We start from the raw sequence: 17,518 nt of genomic DNA on the forward strand, positions 1-17,518 counted from the left end.
TAAGTACGATTGCCGAGATTCGTCCCGAGTGGGACCCAAATTCGACCCGACTACGTGTTGCTCTGGTAGTAGAGGACGAGCGCGGCGACGCAGGCGAAGACCTCAGGGAGGAAGGTGAACGGGCCGATCGGGTGGAAGAGACCGAACCCGAGCAGGAGTGGGACGAGGGGGTTCGTCGTCGCGGCGTAGAGGAGGAGGGCCGCCGTGAACAGCACGAGGCCGCGGCTGAACCCCGTGGGGACCTCCCGATAGAGTCGCACGTACGTGACGAACAGCGCCGCGAGGAGGGCGACGGCCAGCGTCGCGAAGAACACCTTCAGGCGCACGAGGACGCCGAAGACGCCCGGCGGGTAGAACGGCACGGCGAGCCGTGGAACCGCGAGCACGACGACCGCGGCGACCGCGAGTGCGACGGCGAGGAGGGCCGCGGTCCGGCGCAGGGCGTCCCCGTGCACGCTCACCCGCGCAGGGCCTCCACGGGCGAGTCGTTCGCGGCCTTCCACGCCGGGTAGATCCCGCTCAGCACGCTGGCGAAGACAGCGAACGCGAACCCGTAGAGGAGGTAGCGCGCGCTCGCCCACTGGAGGACGCCGGTCGGATCGCCGACGACTAACTGGAACATCACCGCGCCGACGACGAGCGAGCAACCCGCGCCGACGAGGCCGCCGAGCGTCCCGAGGAACGTCGCCTCGGTGAGGATCATCCGCAGGACCTCGCCGCGTCTGATCCCGACGGCGCGCAGGACGCCGATCTCGCCGCGGCGTTCGACGGTGCTCATCAGCATGACGTTCAGGATGGCGACGCTGGCGACGACGAGCGAGATGCCGCCGATCCCGAGCAGCGCGAGCTGGAGCGTGTTCAGGAACGAATTGATGGTGTCCTGCGTGCTGGCGTAGCTGGAGACGCGGAGGATCTCCTCCTCGTCGCGGCCGTCGGTGTTGAAGTGCTCGTCGAGCGTCTCCGAGATCTCGGTCGCGGCGTCGCCGTCCGCCGCGATGATCGTCACGCTGTCGTAGTGCTCCTGGTCGGCGAGCCCGGAGATCGGGATGACGAGCTCGCCGCGGCCGCCGCCCGGCCCGAAGCCGCTACTGGAGTCGATCAAGCCCGTGATGCGATAGAGGTGACCGTCGTACTCGACGGGGTCGCCGAGTTCGAGCCCGAGCTCTCGGGCGGTGCTGTTCGAGATGAGCGCGCCCGTCTGGAGGCGCTCGGGGGCCTCGCCGGACGTGACGTCGTAGAGCGCCGCGGCGTTCGTCACCCCCGTCACGCTCACGTAGGCCTCCTGACCGCGCGAGGAGACCGTCGTCGAGTTCGACTTCTGCGGGATCACCTCCGCGTCGGTGATGATGCTCCTGATCTCCTCGACTTGATCCTCGGTCACGCCGTCGTAGTCGCTGTCCTGCCCGGCGGAGACCGACACCTGATTCGTGAGGCTCCCGAGGTTCGACGTCGCCTGCTGTTGGAGTGCGACGCCCGCCATCCCGAGCGAGGAAATGGCGACGACGCCGATGACGATGCCGAGCGCGGCGAGCGCGGTGCGCATCCGGTTACGACCGAGATTCCGCCACGCCATCATCGCGCTCGGGAAGCGCCAGAGGGCGTCGGCGACGCTCACGACTGGATCACCCCGTCGACGATGCGGACGGTGCGGTCCGTGTAGTCGAGCATCTGCTCGTCGTGCGTCACGGCCACGACGGCGATGTTCTCCTCCTCTTTGAGCCGCGTCACCTCTTCGAGGATCGTCCGTCCGGTGTCCTGATCGAGGTTCCCGGTCGGCTCGTCCATGAGGAGAATGTCCGGCCCGTTGATGAGCGATCGCGCGATGGCGACGCGTTGTTGTTGCCCCCCGGAGAGCTCGTCGGGGGTGTGATCGAGGCGGTCGCCGAGGCCGACGCGCTTCAGCAGGTCGATCGCCCGGTCGCGCCGGTCGACGGACGTGTCCCAGACGGACGGCAACTCGACGTTCTCGACCGCGCTCAGCATCGGGAGGAGGTGGAAGTCCTGGAAGACGAACCCGAGGGTCGTCCGGCGCTCCTCGGTCAGTTCGTCCTCCGTGAACCCCGTGACGTTCCGACCGTCGAGGTGGACCGTCCCCTCGGTCGGCGTGTCGAGGAGGCCGATCATGTTGAGCATCGTGCTCTTCCCGGAACCGGAAGGACCGATGATCGTCACCATCTCGCCGCGGTCGGCGTGGAAGTCGACGCCCTTGAGCGCCGTGACGGTCTGCGCGCCGCTCTCGTAGCGCTTCACGACGTCGTCGAGCTCGATGACGCTCATGGGTTGCGCCAGCGGTAGACGAGTACGCCGACGACGAGGAGGGCGATGACGCCGCCGCCGATGAGGAGGACGGGCGGGCCGCCGCTCGACCGACTCGGCGAACCGCTCTGTCCGGCGGCGTTCCCGGCGTTCGATCCCGACCCCGCGTTCGCGCTCGCGGCGTTCGTCCCGTCCACGTCCACGTCGACGACCGTCGAGTACTCTTCGCCGTCCGCGGCGTAGTCGAGACGGACCGGGACGCTGTCGACGTCGCCGGAGACGTCGGCGGACACCTCGAAGGTGGCGAACTCGCTCGTCTCGATCTCCCCGACGTAGTAGGAGTTCGTCTCGGAGACCGCCTCGGTGTCGACGACGCTGACGACGACGGACTTCGCGTCCGCGCTCCCGAGGTTCGAGGCGTCGCCGCTGATCGTGTAGCTCCCGCCGCCGCCGGTGACTTCGAGGCCCGTGATGGCCATGTTCCCGGCGTCCTGCGGCGCGTATCGGAGCGTCGTCTCAGTCGACGCGCGCTCGTCGGTGGTGGCGACGGTGTAGTGCGCGACGAGCGACACGTTGCCGGTCGGGACGTCCGCCCCGTCGAACGTCACCGACTGTTCGCCCTGTGCCGCGACGTCCGCGATGGACGCCCGCGAGACGGTTTCGCCGTCGACGACCGCGTCGATGCGCGCGTCTTCGAGGTCGACCGTCCCGCGCTCGGCGAGCGTGGCCTCCAGGACGGACGAGCCGTTCTCGACGGTCGCGCTCGCGCTGAGGTCCGGATCGACCGTCGCCTCGTCGACGTCGACGTAGATCGGTTTTCGAACGACGAAGACGCTCCCGTTCGACGCGATCCCGCGGAGCGTGACGGTGAGGCGCTTCTCACCCGCCGACTCGAAGGACGTCGAGAACGGGACGGTGAGGTCCGTTCCGGGGCCGAGCGTCCCGACGTCGTTCGCGGTGACGAACGTCGAGGGGCCCCGAACGCTCACCTCGGTGACTTCCGCGCTCTCCGTGCTCGCCTCGGCGCTCTCGAAGGTCGCAGTGATCGACGTCCGTTCGCCGACGACCGGGTCGTCCGGTTCGACGGTGACGTTCCCGATGGTCACGTACGCGCCCATCGACGTGGCCGCCGCGGCGTCGCCGCTCCCGGTCGCCGCGGACGCCGTCGGCGCGAACGCGCCCAGCGCGCTGACGACGACGAGCGCGGCGAGCGCCAGCGAGCCGAGTCGCCGCCCCCTCATACGCGCCACCACCGGCGGGCCTCGCGGCGTGCTCGTCGCGTCGTTCGAGTCGGCGGTTCCGCTGCGTCGGTATCGGACTGCGTGCTCACGTGCGGATGGAGTGACGCGAGGGGTTTAGCACTTTACCGAGATGGCGCCGGAGTCGCTCACAGAAGAGGCCCAAATTCGGCCCGCTTCTCACGTCTGGCTCTGATAGAAGAGCACGACCACCGCGACCCCGACGAAGAAGTTCGGGAGGAAGGTGAAGGGGCCGAGACCGGTGATCGGTGGGAAGCCGAACGCCATCGGGACGAGCGGGTTCGAGGAGAGCGCGTACAGGAAGAGCGCGACGCTCGTCAACAGGAGGCTGAGCGTGTACTTGTTCGGGAGGCCGCGATAGAGCCGGACGTAGGCGACGACGAGCGCCGCGAGGAGCACGAGGTTGAACGTCGAGACCGCGAACTGGACGCGGGCGAACGTCTCCAGGATCGCGTGGTGGTCGATCGGCGGCGGCATCGGGACGACGGGGAGCGCGATCCCGGCGACGGCACCACAGATCCCGGCGACGGCCGCGACGACCGCGGTCTTCGTCAGCGGCGCGAGATCACGCGTCATCGGACTCTACCTCGATGTCTGCTTGGTCGGCGATCTCCTCGAGGATGTCGAGGTTCTCGCGCATGCGATCGGTCAGGAAGTACATCTTGCCGTAGTTGTCTCCGCGCGTCGTGACGACGTCGTTCTCCTCGAGCACTTCGAGGTGGTGTTGGACGGTCTTGTAGTTCAACGCGAGCTCGTTCGACAGCTGATTGGTGTTCATCGGACGCGCCTGGAGCGTCCGGACGATCCGCAGGCGGTTCTTCCCGCCACGAGAACCGCCGATGAGCCACCAGAGCAGCTGTCGCATCGCTCGAACGTCGACAGCGAGAGAATGAAACAGTTCCGTCTCGGCGACGGCGTCAGCCGTCGTCCGCCGCGAGCACCGCACCGTCGGCGAGAGCGTGCTGGAGCACGCGTCCGATGGCGAGGTGTTGGGCCATCGCCTCGCGGACCCGCTCGCGCGCGGCCGCCTCGTCGGCGACCGTGTACTCCTTCGTGCGCACCATCTCGTGGACGTCGATCGCGCCCGACTCCTCCAGCCCGTGGAGGCGGGGGTAGACCGTCCCCGGACTCAACTCGGCGTCGAACGTCCCTTCGAGGTCGTCCATCAACTGCTTGCCGTGCGTGCCGTCGCCCCGGAGCGCGATGAGCGCGAGGAGCAACTCGTCGAGGCTGTGCTTGATCGTGGCCTCATCGAACGCGAAGTCCCCCCCGCCGCCCTCGGTCGGTCGGATGGCGTCGAGGAGACGGGCGGGCGAGACGTCCGTCGACGGACCGGGGGTCCGCTCGTCCCCGAGTTCGCGGAGCAGCGTCTCGACGCTGGCACTCGCCGATCCCGTGGCGCTCGACTCGCCGTATCGCTCCGTCGTCCGTTTCATACTTTCGCGTTCGGACCTCATCGGATTAAGGAGGGGCGTGCGGTTTCAGCGTTTGAGAAAGCTTAATCCAACCCGACGGTGACAGACGAACAGTGCACTCCGAGCGGGTCGACGACCTCCTCGACGCCCTCGGCGACGAGCGGTCGCGCGCGGTCCTCGCCGCGCTCAACGAGGAGCCGCGCTCGGCGAAAGAGCTGGCGAACGCCCTCGACGTCTCACTGCCGACGGTGTACCGGCGCCTCGACACGCTCGAGGAGTCGGATCTCGTCACCGCCCAGACCACCGTCGCGGACGACGGGAACCACTACAAGCAGTACGCCTGCGCGTTCGCGGCGCTCTCGATCCGCCTCGACGGCGACGAGTACGTCGTCGACGTCCAGCGCACGGACGGACTCGCAGATCGCTTCGACGACCTCTGGACGGAGCTGAGCGGGGGAGAGGAGTAAGTTTATGCGCGCGCTAACACACCCTCACGTCGTGACCTCGATCGCGTCGGTCGTCCTCGTCGCCGTCCGGATGGCGACGTTCGCGCTCACGCTCGGGCTGACGCTCATCAGTTTCCGGGCGTATCGGCGCGCGCGGACGCGCCGACTGGAGTACGCCTTCGTCGGGTTCGCGTTCGTGAGCATCGGCGTCGGTCTCTCGGCGCTCGCCGACCAACTCCCGGTCGGTCCCGTCTTCCACATCGGCGCGACGCTCCCGTTCCTCGTCGGGTTCGCCACGCTCTACGTCTCGCTCTACCGTTAGTCGCTCCCGGCGGCCCCCGACGGCGCCGACGCCTCCTCGCCCGGTTTCACCGTATCGGAGACCTGCGTGTAGACGAGCACGGCGCCGAGGAGCGCGAGCAGGCCGCCGAGGACGAACGGCGCGGCGTACGCGATCGTGGCGAGCGCGCCGGAGGCCAGCGGGCCGATGGCGACGCCGAGGCCGAACGCCATCGTCAACACGGAGAGTTGCGTTCCGGACTGCCCGGCGCGCGCGTAGTCACCGGCGAGCGCCAGCGCGGGCGCGAAGACGGCCGCGCCAGCGATCCCCTGCACGAAGCGCGCGACGATCATCATCCACGGTTCGGTGACGAACCCCTGAACGGCCGTCGAGGGCGCGAGCAACAGGAGCCCGTAGAAGACGAACGGCTTGCGCCCGTAGTCGTCGCTCGCGGAGCCGATCGGCGCCTGGAGGAGGACCTGCGCGAGGACGAACGCGGCGAACTCGATGCCGAAGAGGAACGCGGTCTGGTCGAGGCGCGCGTTCACGTCCGCCTCGATCGCGGAGATGAGGGCGATCCCGATCGCCATGAACAGCGAGGCGAGACCAAGCGTGAACACCGGATCGAGGAGCTTCTCGTCGCGCTCGTGATCGAGGACGGCGATCGAGAGGTCGTCGCCCGCGTCCGCCTCGACGCGCTCCGGGTCCGTGACGAGGAGGGCGACGAGGGCGAGACTGAGGAGCGCCCCTCCGGCGGCGATGGCGAACGCGGCGTTGTAGCCGCTGATCGAGATCGGCCCGAGGGCGTACGGACCGCCGTGGACGAGACCGCCCGCGACGATGGGCCCGAGGCCGAAGCCGAGCAGGCGGAAGGTGTTGAAGACGCCCATGTTGTTCCCCCGGGTGTCGTCGGTGGCGAGTTCGTTCACGAGCGCGATGGTCGCGGGGACGGTGAACGCGACGCCGAAGCCCTGGACTGCCCGGATGACGAACAGGCTGACGTAGTTCTCGGCGAAGGCGTACGCGACGTTCGTGACGGCGAGGACGGCGAGTCCGAAGAGCACGAAGGCGCGGCGCTTACCCACCCGGTCTGACCACCGGCCGGTGAACGGTTGGCCGAAGCTGTTGAGGAAGCCGAACATCGAGAGCACGATCCCGACGGCGAGGCTCTGGGCGAGCGTGACGTCGATCCCGGCGACGCCCACGGTGATGCCGGCGCCCGCGGCGCCGATGACGTCGGCGATATAGAGCGGGAGGACGATGATCAAAAACGAGTTGCCCAGTGAGTCGACGGCGCGCGCGAGCGCGAGGACGAGGACCCGACGGTCGACCGCGAACAGCCGTCGGACGTACGCGATCGGGTTCACGCGGTGCCCCCGTCCCCGGACGGGCCGGTCGTCACTGAGCGGTGGCGCCGAGACATGCGTATCTGCCCCCCACTCGGACCGGCGCGAGTAAAAACCGTGCGGACCCGGAAAGTCAGCCGTCAGCGGCCGTGCGGGGCGTCGTCACGGGACCGTCGTCCGTGACGGCGCGGGCGACGAGCGCGATCGCGGCCACGCAGAGCAGCGCGCACCCGGCGTACTCGGCCGCGTACCCGTACGTCGTGGCGATCGGTAGCGCGACGAGCGGACCGACGGTCGAGCCGAAGTCGCCGAAGACGTTGTAGACGCCGCCGAGCTTCCCGACGTCGTCCGCGGGGCTGATGTCGCCGAGATAGGCGAGCAGCGGGAGGTTCGCGCCCTCGACGCCGAGGCCGATGAGCGCGACCCCAGTGATCGTCCCGACGAGCGTCGGTGCGAGCGCGAGGCAGGCGAACCCGACGCCGAGCACGCCGAGCGACGGTACGGCGACGGACGACCGGGACGGGGCGCGATCCGCCAGCGGGCCGGCGACGACCGTCGCCGCGGCGGCGAAGAGCGCACAGACGGCCATCACGACGCCGCTGACACCGGTCGCGGAGAGCGAGCCGACGCGGATGTCGTTCGCGGCCGCGTACTCGACGACCGTGGAGAGGAGGACGCCGGCGTAGAGGAGGCGAACGACGAAGTTCGTCGCGCCGACCGCGAAGACGCGCGCGTCGCCGAACGCGAGGCGGGGGACGTCGCGGAGGCGACTCTCGTGGCCGTCGGCGCCGGACTGGAGGTCGGGGAGGACGAGCGCGCAGACGACGAGCGCGACGGCGGCGGCGACTCCCGCGACGGCGAACGCCGCGCGGAAGCCGACGAGGTCGGCGACGAGGCCGCCGGCGACGAGTCCCGCCGGGAATCCGAGGCTCTGTCCGCCCCGCATGTATCCGGTCCACGTGCCGCGGTTCTCGGGCGTCGTCACCTTCGTCACGGTGCTGAACGCCCCGACGAGGACGAACGCCGAGCCGACGCCCCAGACGACGCGTGCGAGGACGAACGTCGCGGCGCTCGCCGCCGTCGCGCTCGCCGGGAGCAGGTGGGCGAGCCCGTTCGTCCACCAGTCCGTGAGACCGAGGACGTAGCCGACGGGCGCGACGCCCTCCAGGAGGAAGCCGGCGAGCATCGGCCGTCGCGTCCCGACGCGGTCGAGGACGGCGCCGGCGGGCGCGTTCACGACCATCCGCGTCGCGCGGTTGATCGCCAGGATGACCCCCACGACGAGCGCCGAAAAACCGAGGACCGACCCCAGTCGGGGGAGCGTGGGGAACGCGACGCCGCCCACCATCCCGCCGAAGAAGACGCCGACGACGAGGCTGGCGACGACCGTCCGCGTGTCGTACTCGACCGTCGTGCCGTCGCCGTCGTACATACCTACCGGGTAGTCAGCGCGGTGTTGTAAGCGGACGGATCCGGGCCCGCGTCACCGCACCTCCTCGACGGCCAGCGGCGCCGCACAACACGCCGTCCGGTACGTCTCGGGCGTCTCGACCGTCGGACACCGCCGGTAGCGTCGGCCGACGACGGTCTTGCAGTCCGTACAGCGCAGCCGATACGCCGGGTCGGCGAACGGCGGGCAGTCGAGCGGGACGTCGAGGGCGGCGGCGCGCTCGCGGAACGCCGGTCCGTGGTCGGTGACGCCGTAGGCCTGTACCTGCTCGACGTGGAGGAGCTCGTGACGGAGGACGCCGCGGAGCGTCGCCTCGTCGAACGCCGCGGCGGCGCGCGCGGCGAGCGTCACCGTCGCCTCCCGGTGGAGTCGCGTGCGCTCGCCCCACGCGGGTTCGACGCCGACCGTCCCCGTCGGGAGCGGCGTGTAGCGACACGCGCCCGCGCGGCGCTTCGCGCGCGACGACACCGCGTAGGTGACGAGCGCGGGGTCGACGTCGAGCGCCGTCTCCGTGACGGCCCGGCGGGTCTCGTGGGCCATCCACCCGCGCAGGGCCGCGGCGTCCGTGAAACGCATACGGGACGGTGAGGCGTCCCGGTACTTGAACTTTCGACGGCGAGTCCGTGGCCTTTTCGCCGCCCGGCCGCAAGCGTGCCCATGAGCGACAGTCCGACGACGGAGTTCGAGGAGGTCCGCGAACAGGCGATCGAGGCGTTGGAGCGCGAGGACCTGCGGTCGGTCTACGTCGGCATCCTCGACGCGAGCGAGGAGAACGAGTTCTTCTTCGGCAACGAGACGGAGGACCCCCACGCGCTCCAGCGGACGGCCGCGACGCAGCTCGGGATGCTCTGTCGCGTGCTCGCCGACCAGTCCGACCTCACGGTCGAGCAGGTGGCGAACCTCGCCGCGGAGCGCGCGAACGAACTCGGCGTCCAGCGCTGAGGCGTCAGTCCCGCATCGAGACGGGGTACGCGGACACGAAGGGCGCGTACGACGTCGCCGCGAAGACGCTCTTGCGGACCGCTCCCTTCGCGTATTGGCTCGCGCTCCGCCGGACCGGCGTCCGTCCGCCCTCGACGCCCGTCGCGCCGTCGCGGATCGCGGCGACGACGTCGCCGTAGTCGACGTTCGCGGGCGCGTCGGGATCGGGTATCTCGACGGTCGTGTACGCCCGCCCGAGGTTCATGAGGTAGTGTGCGTCACTCGACCCGACGCCGGGGAGGCCCTGCGAGCGTGCGAAGCGCCGCGCGCGGCGGTTCCGGTATCCCGTGAACAGCATCGAGTTGTAGACCTCGATCGCGTCGACGGGGTGCTCGCCGTCCCGCGGCGTGAGGTGCCGGCGTCGGACTCCGTGGCGCGAGCGCTGGAAGGGGTGGGGTGCGATGACGACGCCCCCGGCGTCTCTGACCGTCGCGGCGGTCTCGCGGTATCCCATTCCGGGGTCGGGCGGTTCCTCCACGCCGATCGCGAGCAGGTGCCCGTGCTTCGTCGACACCTCGACGCCGGGGACGCCGACGAGGCCGTAGTCGGACGCGAGGCGCGCCGCGCGCAGCGACGCGTCGATCTCGTCGTGATCGGTGACGACGATTCCGTCGAGCCCGATATCGGCGGCGTGTTCTAAGAGCAGCTCGACGGGCTCGTGGCCGTCGTAGGAACCGTCCGAGTGGACGTGGAGGTCCAATCGGAGTGTAGACATAGGCCTTCGAAGGGGTTCGTGACGTATAGCGTTTCGTCCCGCGGATCAGGCGACGGGCAGCTCGGTGTCGACGCCCTCCGCGACGGCGTTGCGGACGCGTTCGATCGCGTCGCCGTTCTCAGTCAGCTCGCTCACCTCGCTCGCGTTCTCCATCAGGACGGTTTCGCTCGGGAAGAGCCGCTCGCCGAGCGTGAGGCCGTGCTCGCGCGCGGTCGACCCGGTGACCGTGAGGTAGACGCCGAGACCGACGTCCGCGATGGCGGCCTCCTCTTCTTCCCCGTCGGCTGGATAGACGAAGTCGACGCCTGCGAGGGCTTCGAGGCCGACGACGGCCTCGACGAGGCGCTCGTAGCGCGGCGAGATGCAGAGCGGGCCCTCGTAGGCTTCGAGGAACGACCGGTCGAAGGCGTCGACGTCGAGCGCCTCCGTATCGCCCATCAACGTGTGGTATACGGTGTCACCGATCCCGGTGACGACGCGGACGTCGGTGTCCTGCGGGTCGATGCGTTCGTTGACGTCCGCGATGGTGGCGAGGGGCTCGCCCCGGAGGCCGACGACCTCCTCCAGGACGAGATCGGCGCTGTCGAAGCCGAGTGCGAACTCGTGTTTGCGCAGGGCGCGGAAGGGCTCCTCCCGGCCGACGAGCTGGACCGGAACGCCCGCGACGTCGAGCGTGAGGGTGTCGAAGACGATGCGTCGGGGTTTGCCCTCGCGGTCGTCGCGCAGGAGGGTGTAGTCGGGTCGGTAGGGGTCGTCGGGATCGCTATACGCCGCGAGGCGCTCGTAGACCCCCGCGGCGGCCGTCGCGTTCCCCTTCGTGACGGCCTTCTCGTGGCGGAGCGTCTCGGTCACGTCGTCGACGACCCGTCGGGCGTCGGGATGGCCCGCGAGCCGGTCGAGGACGGCTTCGAGCGGGCGACCCTTGCGCGGGACGGCGACGGTGACTGGCTCCATCGGTGTCGGACGAACGGGACGCGGGGGCTTTTGTGTTTCGTGAGGATGCGTCGCAGGGAGCCCCGTCAGAGCGAGAAGCGATCGCCGATCTCGACGAGTTCGAGCTCGGCGGGGTACGCGAAGCTCTTCGCGTGGTGGTGGAGGACCGTCGGATCCGCGGTGAGGCCCCGCCACATGTCGTAGTGCGTGGGGACGAGCCGGTCGAGTTCGAGGTCGCTGGCGCACTCGACGATCTGGTTCTCGTCGTTGTACCAGCGGGTGCGCTTCGGTTCGCCGGTCTCCTTATCGGGGACGTTCCCGACGGTGCCGAAGGCGAGCGCGCCCGCGTCGATGTCGAAGCGCCCGGCGAGGGCGGCGAAGGAATCGCTGGGTTTGCTGTCGCCGGCGTGGAAGAACGTCCCGGCGTCGTGCTCGAAGACGTAGCCGACCGGATGCGTTGCGTCCGGGTCGTGCGTCTCGACGACGTGGACGGTGAACGAACCGACCTCGACGGTGTCGCCCTCCGCCACCTCGGCGAACTGGTCGTCGGCGACGCCGTACTCGACCGCCCACTCCTCGTCCTCGGCGACGGCGAGCGAGTCGTCGGGGCCGTAGAAGGTCGCCCCCGTCGTTTCGAGGATCGGGGCCTGACTCGGCCCGTGGACGTGATCGGTGTGTTCGTGCGTCGCCAACACGGCGTCGGCGGCGACGACGTCCTCCGGATCGAAGGGGACGGGGATCATCCGCACGGTGCGCGGCGGATCGCCCGTGCCCACGTAGGGGTCGACGAAGACCGTCGTTCCGTCGCTCGCCTTCAGCACGAAGCCGTTACAGCCGAGATACCAGACGTCGACGCCATCGGGGTCGGCGTCGGCGACGGCCTGCGGCAGCCAGTCGCCCCAATCGCTCTCCATAGACGACTCTGTGTATGCCCCGATCCTAAGGGTTGCGACCGGCGGCGCCAGTCGTCCGCCGCGTCGTACGCGTCCCGGGAGCCGTCGTCACGGAACGCCGGAAGCGAGAGGCGCGTCGGCGCCTTCGGTCGTTCGGACGGGCTGCCGAGTACTTCGCCTTCGAGCGCGCTCACGCGCTCCTCGAAGAGCGCCGGCCCGCCGGACTAGAGCTGTTCGGCGAGCCACTCGATGTTCATCAGCGCCGCGGAGACGAGGACGCCGAGGATGGAGACCCCGACCAGGAACGCCGAGACGACGCTGACGAGCGGGGTCAGCGACGACTGGAGCGACGTCCACGCGAGGACGGGAACGGTCTGTACCTCGTAGCTCTTGAGGAACAGCGCCATGATGAACTCCTGGAGGCTGACGATGAACGCCACGACGGCGGAGATGACGACCCCGCTCCGGACGTTCGGCAGGACGACGTGGTAGAAGACGCGACTCGGTCGCGCCCCGAGGTCCATGCCGGCGTCGCGCAGGTCCCAGTCGAAGCGAGCGAAGACCGACTGCATCACGAAGAAGACGAGCGGCGTCGCCCACAGCGCGTGCGCGATGACGATCGTGAGGTAGGTGCTCCCGAAGCCGACGCGGTTGAAGTAGATGAGGAGCGTCAGCCCGATGACGACGGGCGGGAGGAGGAGCGGGAGGAGGATGACGGGCGGGAGGACGCGCGCCAGCGTCGAGTCCGAGCGCTGGACGGCGAGCGACCCCGTCACGCCGAGGGCGGTGGAGAGCACGGACGCGCCGACGCCGATGACGACGCTGTCGCGGACGGCGCTCAGCCACTCCGCGCTGGCGAAGAACTGCGCGTACCACCGGAGGCTGACCCCCTCCGGGGGGAAGGTGAGATACTCCCCCTGCTGGAAGGACGTGGCGAAGACGACGACGATGGGGAGCATGACGATCGCGAACAGGAGCCAGTAGCCCGCGCGGAAGAGCGCGTCCTCGACGCGCTCGCGCGTCACCTCGACCTCAGACACCCTCGACACCCCCGATGGATCCGGTGAGGAGACGCATCACGCCGAGCGAGACGACGAGCATCGCCGCGAGCATCAGGAGGCTGAACGCCGCGCCCGTCGGGTAGTCGAACTGCGTGAGCATCAGGCTCTCTATCTCCATGGCGAACGTCGTCTGCGCGCCCGACCCCAGCTGGCTGGGCGCCGCGTACGCGCCGACGCTCCACGCGAACGAGACGACGGTGGCGACCGCGATGCCGGGGAGCGCCTCGGGGACGACGACTTCGAGGAACGACCGCGGGCGCGACGCGCCGAGGTCGCGTGCGGCCTCGACGGTGTCCCAGTCCAACGTCGAGAGGACGCTGTAGATGGAGAGGACGGCGTACGGGAAGACGATGTACACCTGCCCGATCACCGTGCCGACGATCCCGGGCGCGAACTGGATCGGGCTTCCGATCAGACCGACGCCCAGCAGCACGTCGTTGAGGACGCCGTTGGGCGCGAGGAGCGGCCGCCACGCGTACGTCTTCACGACGAGCGTCGTGAGGAGGGGGAGGATGATCGAGAACAACAACAGCGACTTGCGAAGCCCGTCCGCCCGGTAGGCGGCGTACGCGTAGAACAGCGCGAGCGAGACGGCGACGACGGTGGCGATCACGCCGAGCTTGAACGAGAAGACGACGAGGTCCCTGTAGAGCCCGGAGGCGAGGACGGCTCGATAGGCCTCCAGGGTCCACGCCGGCTGGTAGAACCCCGGATCGGCGTTCGCGTTCAGGCTCATCCGCACGAGGATGAGGAACGGCACGACGAAGAAGACGAGCTCGAACGCGGCCAGCGGCGCGATGAGGAAGACGCTCCCCGCGTCCCGACGCTTGATCCGCTCGCCGAGCCACGCGAAGGTCGACTCCGACACTACGCACCACCCCCGCCGACCCGGTCGCCGTCGGCGGCGAACGCGAGCAGGTCCGCGGGGTCCCACGACACCGTGACGGCGTCGCCGACCGCGAAGTCGACGTCCGCGCCGACGCTCTGCTCGAAGAAGAGGAACTCGCCGGCGCTCTCGACGTAGAAGCGGACCGTGGATCCGCGATAGAGGACGTCCGTGATCTCGCCGGTGATCGACGGAGTCCCGTCGGTGGCGGACGCGTCGGCGCGCTCGACGTCGAGCTCCTCCGGGCGGAAGGAGACGGTGAGGTCGTCGCCCGCGGCGACCGACGCGTCGCCCGTCGGGAGTTCGACCGCGGTCCCGAGCGCGACGTCCGCGACGACGCCCGCCTCGGTGGTCTCGGTGACGGTCGCCTCCACGAGGTTCGTGTCGCCGAGGAACTCCTCGATGAACAGGCTCACGGGGTCGTCGTAGACCTCGCGGGGCGCGCCGACCTGCTCGATCTGGCCGTCGTTCATGATGGCGATGCTGTCCGCGAGCGTGAACGCCTCGTTCTGGTCGTGCGTGACGTGGACGAACGTCGTCTCCACCGCGTCGTGGATGTTCCGCAGTTCGAGTTGCATCTGCTCGCGCAGGCGCTTATCGAGGTTCGAGAGGGGCTCGTCGAGCAGGAGGACGTCGGGTTCGATGGCGAGCGAGCGCGCGAGCGCGACGCGCTGTTTCTGCCCGCCCGAGAGGTCGGTCGGGTCGTGGTCCGCGAACCCGCCCATCTCGACGACGTCGAGCATCTCGCGGGCGCGCTCGCGGCGCTCGTCCTCGCTCACGCCGTCCATCTTCAGGCCGAAGGCGACGTTCTCCAGGACCGTCTTGTGCGGGAAGAGCGCCCACGACTGGAACACCATCGACGTGTTCCGCTCGTACGGCGGTTGGTCGGTCACCGGCTCGCCACCGATGTGGACGTCACCGTCCGTCGGCGTTTCGAGGCCGCCGAGCATGCGCAGCGTCGTGGACTTCCCGCAGCCCGACGGGCCGAGCAGGCAGAGGAGCTCCCCGTCGTCGACGTCGAGCGAGAGGCCGTCCACGGCCGTGAGGTCGCCGTACTCCTTGCGGAGGCCGCTGAGGGTGACGGAGGCCATCAGCCCTGGGTCTTCATCTGCTTGAACTTGTTCGAGAACGTCTCGGAGTAGGGCGCGACGTCGTCCCAGCGCGGGAGGGCCATCTGCTCGGCCTCCTCGGCCGTCGTCGGGAGGTAGTCGCCGAGGTCGCCCGCGTACGACATCCCCTCCGTCGTGAAGAAGAGCGGGTGGTCCTCGGACCACTTGCTCTGCACCTCGGGATCGAGGAGCATGTTGATGAACTCCTCGCCGAGCGTGCGCTTGTCCGTCCCGCGGACGACTGCCCAGTTGTCCATGTAGCCGGCGTTCGCCTCCGGCATGGAGAACGAGATGCCCTCGTGGTTCTCCATGTCGTAGTAGACCTGTCCGAAGTACCACTGCGCGGCGTCGATGATGCCGTTCTGGAACTGCTGCCAGACGTCGGTGCCGGAGGAGGCCCACCCGGTGATCGGCCACGTCTCCAGCGTGTCCATGAGGGTGTCGTGGTACTGCTCCTCGTAGAGCTCGCCCGCGCCCGGCGCGGCGTCCGTGCCGACCGCGGCGCCGAGCAGCGGGTAGATCCAGAAGCCGGAGTCGACGCCGACGCCAGCGGAGTTCGTCACCGTCTCGCTCGTGAAGTCGCCCCACGTCTCCACGGGCTGATCGAGGCCGTCCCGGTAGAGGATCGTGAGGGGCGCGCCGTCGACGGGGGCGCCGTGCGAGATCGGCCGGACGTCCTTGTAGTAGTCGTAGACGCCGTCGATGTTCGGGATGTTCTCGTCGTAGCGCAACGGCTCGAAGAGGTCCGCGTTCCGTCCGTTGTAGTAGATGGGCTCGCACGTCACCGTGACGTCGAACGGCGGGTCGTCCGGCGGTGCGGATTGAATCTTCGCCAGGAGGCTGTTCCACCCGGTGTTCACCTCCAGCGTTGCGTCGAAGCGCGACTCGAAGATGGGCTTGATCGCCTGCGTGAACCGCTCGCCGTAGTTCCCGCTCCACGCGGTCACGCGGAGGGTCGGCGTGCCGTCGCCGCTGCTCCCCCCCATCCCGCTGCAGCCGGCCATCGCGGTCGTCGCCGCGGCACCGGCCACGCCGAGGAAGGTCCGGCGGTTCACTGCGGAGTGACCCGTCTCACCGACGCGATCCGCCCCGCTCTGCGAGTGCTGACGTTCGGACACGAGGGGTACATACAGCATGTCACTGAAAAGGGTGCTGTCTGCAGCAGGCGTGTGCGACTCGTGGGCATGCGACGGCGGCGGCACCGCTCGCACGCGGTGCGCGGAGGCGTGGCACGCGGCGCGCACCCCGTGAAACGCCGAGGTTATACGGCCAGATACAGTACGAGTGGCCAATGAGTCAGGACGAGCGGTCGGCGGGCGACCTCCGGAACACGGGGCTGTCGCTGCGACACGACCGGACGTGGGATTACGAACTCGAACGGATCGTCGAGGCCGTCGAGGAGCGCGACGCCGAGAAGGTCGGGATGCAGTTCCCCGAGGGACTCAAGCGCCGCGCGCCCCACGTCGCGGACGACCTGCGCGAACTCCTCCCCGACGGCGTCCGCGTGATGATCTCCGGGAAGCCCTGTTACGGCGCGTGCGACCTCGACACGTACATGATGCGCCGGACGGACGTCTTCGTCCACTTCGGGCACTCCCCGATGAAGGACTCGGAGAAGATCATCTACGTCCCGCTGTTCTCGAACGTCGAGGTGACGCCGATCATGGAGGACGCCACCGAGGAGCTCGAAACTGGGGACGTCGGCCTCGTCACGACCGCCCAGCACATGAACAAGTTCGAGGAGATGCGCGAGTGGCTCGAAGAGCGCGGCTTCACCGTTCACACGCGCCGCGGCGACGAGCGCCTCACCAACGAGGGCCAAGTCCTCGGGTGTAACTACGCCTCCGCCGACATCGACGCCGATCAGGTGCTCTACGTCGGCGGCGGGAAGTTCCACCCGGTCGGGCTCGCCATGGAGCATCCCGAGAAGAACGTCGTCATCGCCGACCCCGTGAACAACGTGGTGACGATCGCCGACCACGAGCAGTTCATGAAACAGCGCTACGCGTCGGTCCACAAGGCGATGGACGCCGAGAAGTGGGGCGTCATCTTCTGCACGAAGATCGGACAGGGACGCTGGGAGCAGGCGAACGAGATCGTCGAGAACAACGACGACGCCTACCTCATCACGATGGACGAGGTGACGCCGGATCGACTGCGGAACTTCGACATGGACGCGTTCGTCAACACGGGTTGTCCGCGCATCACGACCGACGACGGCCCGCAATTCCACAAGCCGATGTTGACGCCCGGCGAGTACGAGTGCGCCGTCGGCAACAAGCCCCTCGACGAGATGGAGTTCGACACCTTCCACGGGACGTGGTGAGCGCGGCTCCGTCGAAACCGCGTTACTGCGAGCGGGAGCGGACGGCGCGGTTTCGTAGCGAGAGAGATCGCTTGAGAGCGTGGGATATACGCGGCGTGTCCGCCGCGCTCGCGGCGCGCGACATCGGCGCGGACGCCGAGCGATAGCGAGGCGCGACGCGCG

General features: G+C 69.1%; 21 protein-coding genes. 4 read left to right on the plus strand and 17 right to left on the minus strand.

What is annotated here, in order from left to right; genetic code table 11:
* Nucleotides 1–50: 50 nt before the first annotated feature.
* The 7 genes from J2754_RS11870 to J2754_RS11900 form a co-directional block, all read right to left on the minus strand.
* Nucleotides 51–461, minus strand: a complete 411-nt coding sequence (locus J2754_RS11870) for a DUF8036 family membrane protein (protein ID WP_342590121.1) — start codon at nt 459–461, stop codon at nt 51–53.
* On the minus strand, nt 458–1,615 hold the full coding sequence (locus J2754_RS11875; protein WP_342590122.1) for an ABC transporter permease: 1,158 nt from the start codon (nt 1,613–1,615) through the stop codon (nt 458–460). Before J2754_RS11875 ends, J2754_RS11870 begins: the two co-directional genes overlap by 4 nt.
* On the minus strand, nt 1,612–2,277 hold the full coding sequence (locus J2754_RS11880) for an ABC transporter ATP-binding protein (protein WP_188878336.1): 666 nt from the start codon (nt 2,275–2,277) through the stop codon (nt 1,612–1,614). The genes J2754_RS11875 and J2754_RS11880 overlap by 4 nt, the downstream gene beginning before the upstream one ends.
* Nucleotides 2,274–3,497, minus strand: coding sequence for a COG1361 family protein (locus J2754_RS11885; RefSeq protein ID WP_188878338.1), 1,224 nt, complete (start codon nt 3,495–3,497; stop codon nt 2,274–2,276). Before J2754_RS11885 ends, J2754_RS11880 begins: the two co-directional genes overlap by 4 nt.
* A 177-nt stretch (nt 3,498–3,674) precedes the next feature.
* Complete coding sequence (locus J2754_RS11890; protein WP_245333006.1) at nt 3,675–4,091, minus strand: DUF8036 family membrane protein; 417 nt, start codon at nt 4,089–4,091, stop codon at nt 3,675–3,677.
* A complete protein-coding gene (locus tag J2754_RS11895) occupies nt 4,081–4,380 on the minus strand; it encodes an ArsR/SmtB family transcription factor (protein ID WP_188878339.1) in 300 nt (99 codons plus the stop codon). Before J2754_RS11895 ends, J2754_RS11890 begins: the two co-directional genes overlap by 11 nt.
* Nucleotides 4,381–4,432: 52 nt before the next feature.
* Complete coding sequence (locus tag J2754_RS11900) at nt 4,433–4,951, minus strand: PadR family transcriptional regulator (RefSeq protein ID WP_188878341.1); 519 nt, start codon at nt 4,949–4,951, stop codon at nt 4,433–4,435.
* Between the two features lie 92 nt (nt 4,952–5,043).
* Between J2754_RS11900 and J2754_RS11905 the strand changes: the two genes are divergently transcribed.
* Both J2754_RS11905 and J2754_RS11910 read left to right on the plus strand, forming a co-directional pair.
* Nucleotides 5,044–5,397 (plus strand): ArsR/SmtB family transcription factor, encoded by a 354-nt coding sequence (locus tag J2754_RS11905; protein WP_188878343.1) that lies wholly within the window; start codon nt 5,044–5,046, stop codon nt 5,395–5,397.
* A gap of 4 nt (nt 5,398–5,401) precedes the next feature.
* Nucleotides 5,402–5,698: a DUF7521 family protein gene (locus J2754_RS11910; RefSeq protein WP_188878344.1), complete on the plus strand. Its 297-nt coding sequence runs from the start codon at nt 5,402–5,404 to the stop codon at nt 5,696–5,698.
* Here the strand turns inward: J2754_RS11910 and J2754_RS11915 are convergent.
* From J2754_RS11915 to J2754_RS11925, 3 genes are all read right to left on the minus strand, one after another.
* Nucleotides 5,695–7,014: an MFS transporter gene (locus tag J2754_RS11915; RefSeq protein ID WP_425350993.1), complete on the minus strand. Its 1,320-nt coding sequence runs from the start codon at nt 7,012–7,014 to the stop codon at nt 5,695–5,697. The genes J2754_RS11910 and J2754_RS11915 overlap by 4 nt on opposite strands.
* Before the next feature lie 121 nt (nt 7,015–7,135).
* Nucleotides 7,136–8,434, minus strand: coding sequence for an MFS transporter (locus J2754_RS11920; protein WP_211087556.1), 1,299 nt, complete (start codon nt 8,432–8,434; stop codon nt 7,136–7,138).
* Nucleotides 8,435–8,485: 51 nt separating this feature from the next.
* Nucleotides 8,486–9,028 (minus strand): SprT-like domain-containing protein, encoded by a 543-nt coding sequence (locus J2754_RS11925; protein ID WP_211087557.1) that lies wholly within the window; start codon nt 9,026–9,028, stop codon nt 8,486–8,488.
* A gap of 81 nt (nt 9,029–9,109) precedes the next feature.
* Here J2754_RS11925 and J2754_RS11930 point away from each other — a divergent pair, with 81 nt between their 5' ends.
* Nucleotides 9,110–9,394, plus strand: a complete 285-nt coding sequence (locus J2754_RS11930) for a DUF8113 family protein (protein ID WP_188878347.1) — start codon at nt 9,110–9,112, stop codon at nt 9,392–9,394.
* Between the two features lie 4 nt (nt 9,395–9,398).
* Here the strand turns inward: J2754_RS11930 and J2754_RS11935 are convergent, their stop codons facing one another.
* The 7 genes from J2754_RS11935 to J2754_RS11965 all read right to left on the minus strand — a co-directional run bounded on the left by J2754_RS11935 (nt 9,399) and on the right by J2754_RS11965 (nt 16,148).
* A complete protein-coding gene (locus J2754_RS11935; protein ID WP_211087558.1) occupies nt 9,399–10,148 on the minus strand; it encodes a CehA/McbA family metallohydrolase in 750 nt (249 codons plus the stop codon).
* 45 nt (nt 10,149–10,193) lie between these two features.
* The gene (locus tag J2754_RS11940; protein WP_211087559.1) at nt 10,194–11,102 is read right to left on the minus strand and encodes a phosphoribosyltransferase HisG-related protein; all 909 of its coding nucleotides are present in this window, start codon (nt 11,100–11,102) and stop codon (nt 10,194–10,196) included.
* 65 nt (nt 11,103–11,167) lie between these two features.
* Nucleotides 11,168–11,995 carry an MBL fold metallo-hydrolase gene (locus J2754_RS11945; RefSeq protein ID WP_211087560.1) on the minus strand — a complete coding sequence of 276 codons (828 nt, stop codon included), beginning with the start codon at nt 11,993–11,995 and terminating at the stop codon, nt 11,168–11,170.
* Between the two features lie 203 nt (nt 11,996–12,198).
* Nucleotides 12,199–13,014: an ABC transporter permease gene (locus J2754_RS11950; RefSeq protein WP_211087561.1), complete on the minus strand. Its 816-nt coding sequence runs from the start codon at nt 13,012–13,014 to the stop codon at nt 12,199–12,201.
* Nucleotides 13,007–13,903 carry an ABC transporter permease gene (locus J2754_RS11955; protein WP_342590124.1) on the minus strand — a complete coding sequence of 299 codons (897 nt, stop codon included), beginning with the start codon at nt 13,901–13,903 and terminating at the stop codon, nt 13,007–13,009. The genes J2754_RS11950 and J2754_RS11955 overlap by 8 nt, the downstream gene beginning before the upstream one ends.
* A complete protein-coding gene (locus tag J2754_RS11960) occupies nt 13,903–15,012 on the minus strand; it encodes an ABC transporter ATP-binding protein (RefSeq protein ID WP_211087562.1) in 1,110 nt (369 codons plus the stop codon). The genes J2754_RS11955 and J2754_RS11960 overlap by 1 nt, the downstream gene beginning before the upstream one ends.
* Nucleotides 15,012–16,148, minus strand: coding sequence for an ABC transporter substrate-binding protein (locus J2754_RS11965; RefSeq protein WP_211087563.1), 1,137 nt, complete (start codon nt 16,146–16,148; stop codon nt 15,012–15,014). Before J2754_RS11965 ends, J2754_RS11960 begins: the two co-directional genes overlap by 1 nt.
* A gap of 173 nt (nt 16,149–16,321) precedes the next feature.
* Between J2754_RS11965 and dph2 the strand changes: the two genes are divergently transcribed.
* Nucleotides 16,322–17,356: a diphthamide biosynthesis enzyme Dph2 gene (gene dph2, locus J2754_RS11970; RefSeq protein WP_188878355.1), complete on the plus strand. Its 1,035-nt coding sequence runs from the start codon at nt 16,322–16,324 to the stop codon at nt 17,354–17,356.
* Nucleotides 17,357–17,518 lie beyond the last annotated feature (162 nt).

It is taken from the genome of Halarchaeum nitratireducens (assembly GCF_017874695.1).
Classification (GTDB): Archaea; Halobacteriota; Halobacteria; order Halobacteriales; family Halobacteriaceae; genus Halarchaeum; species Halarchaeum nitratireducens.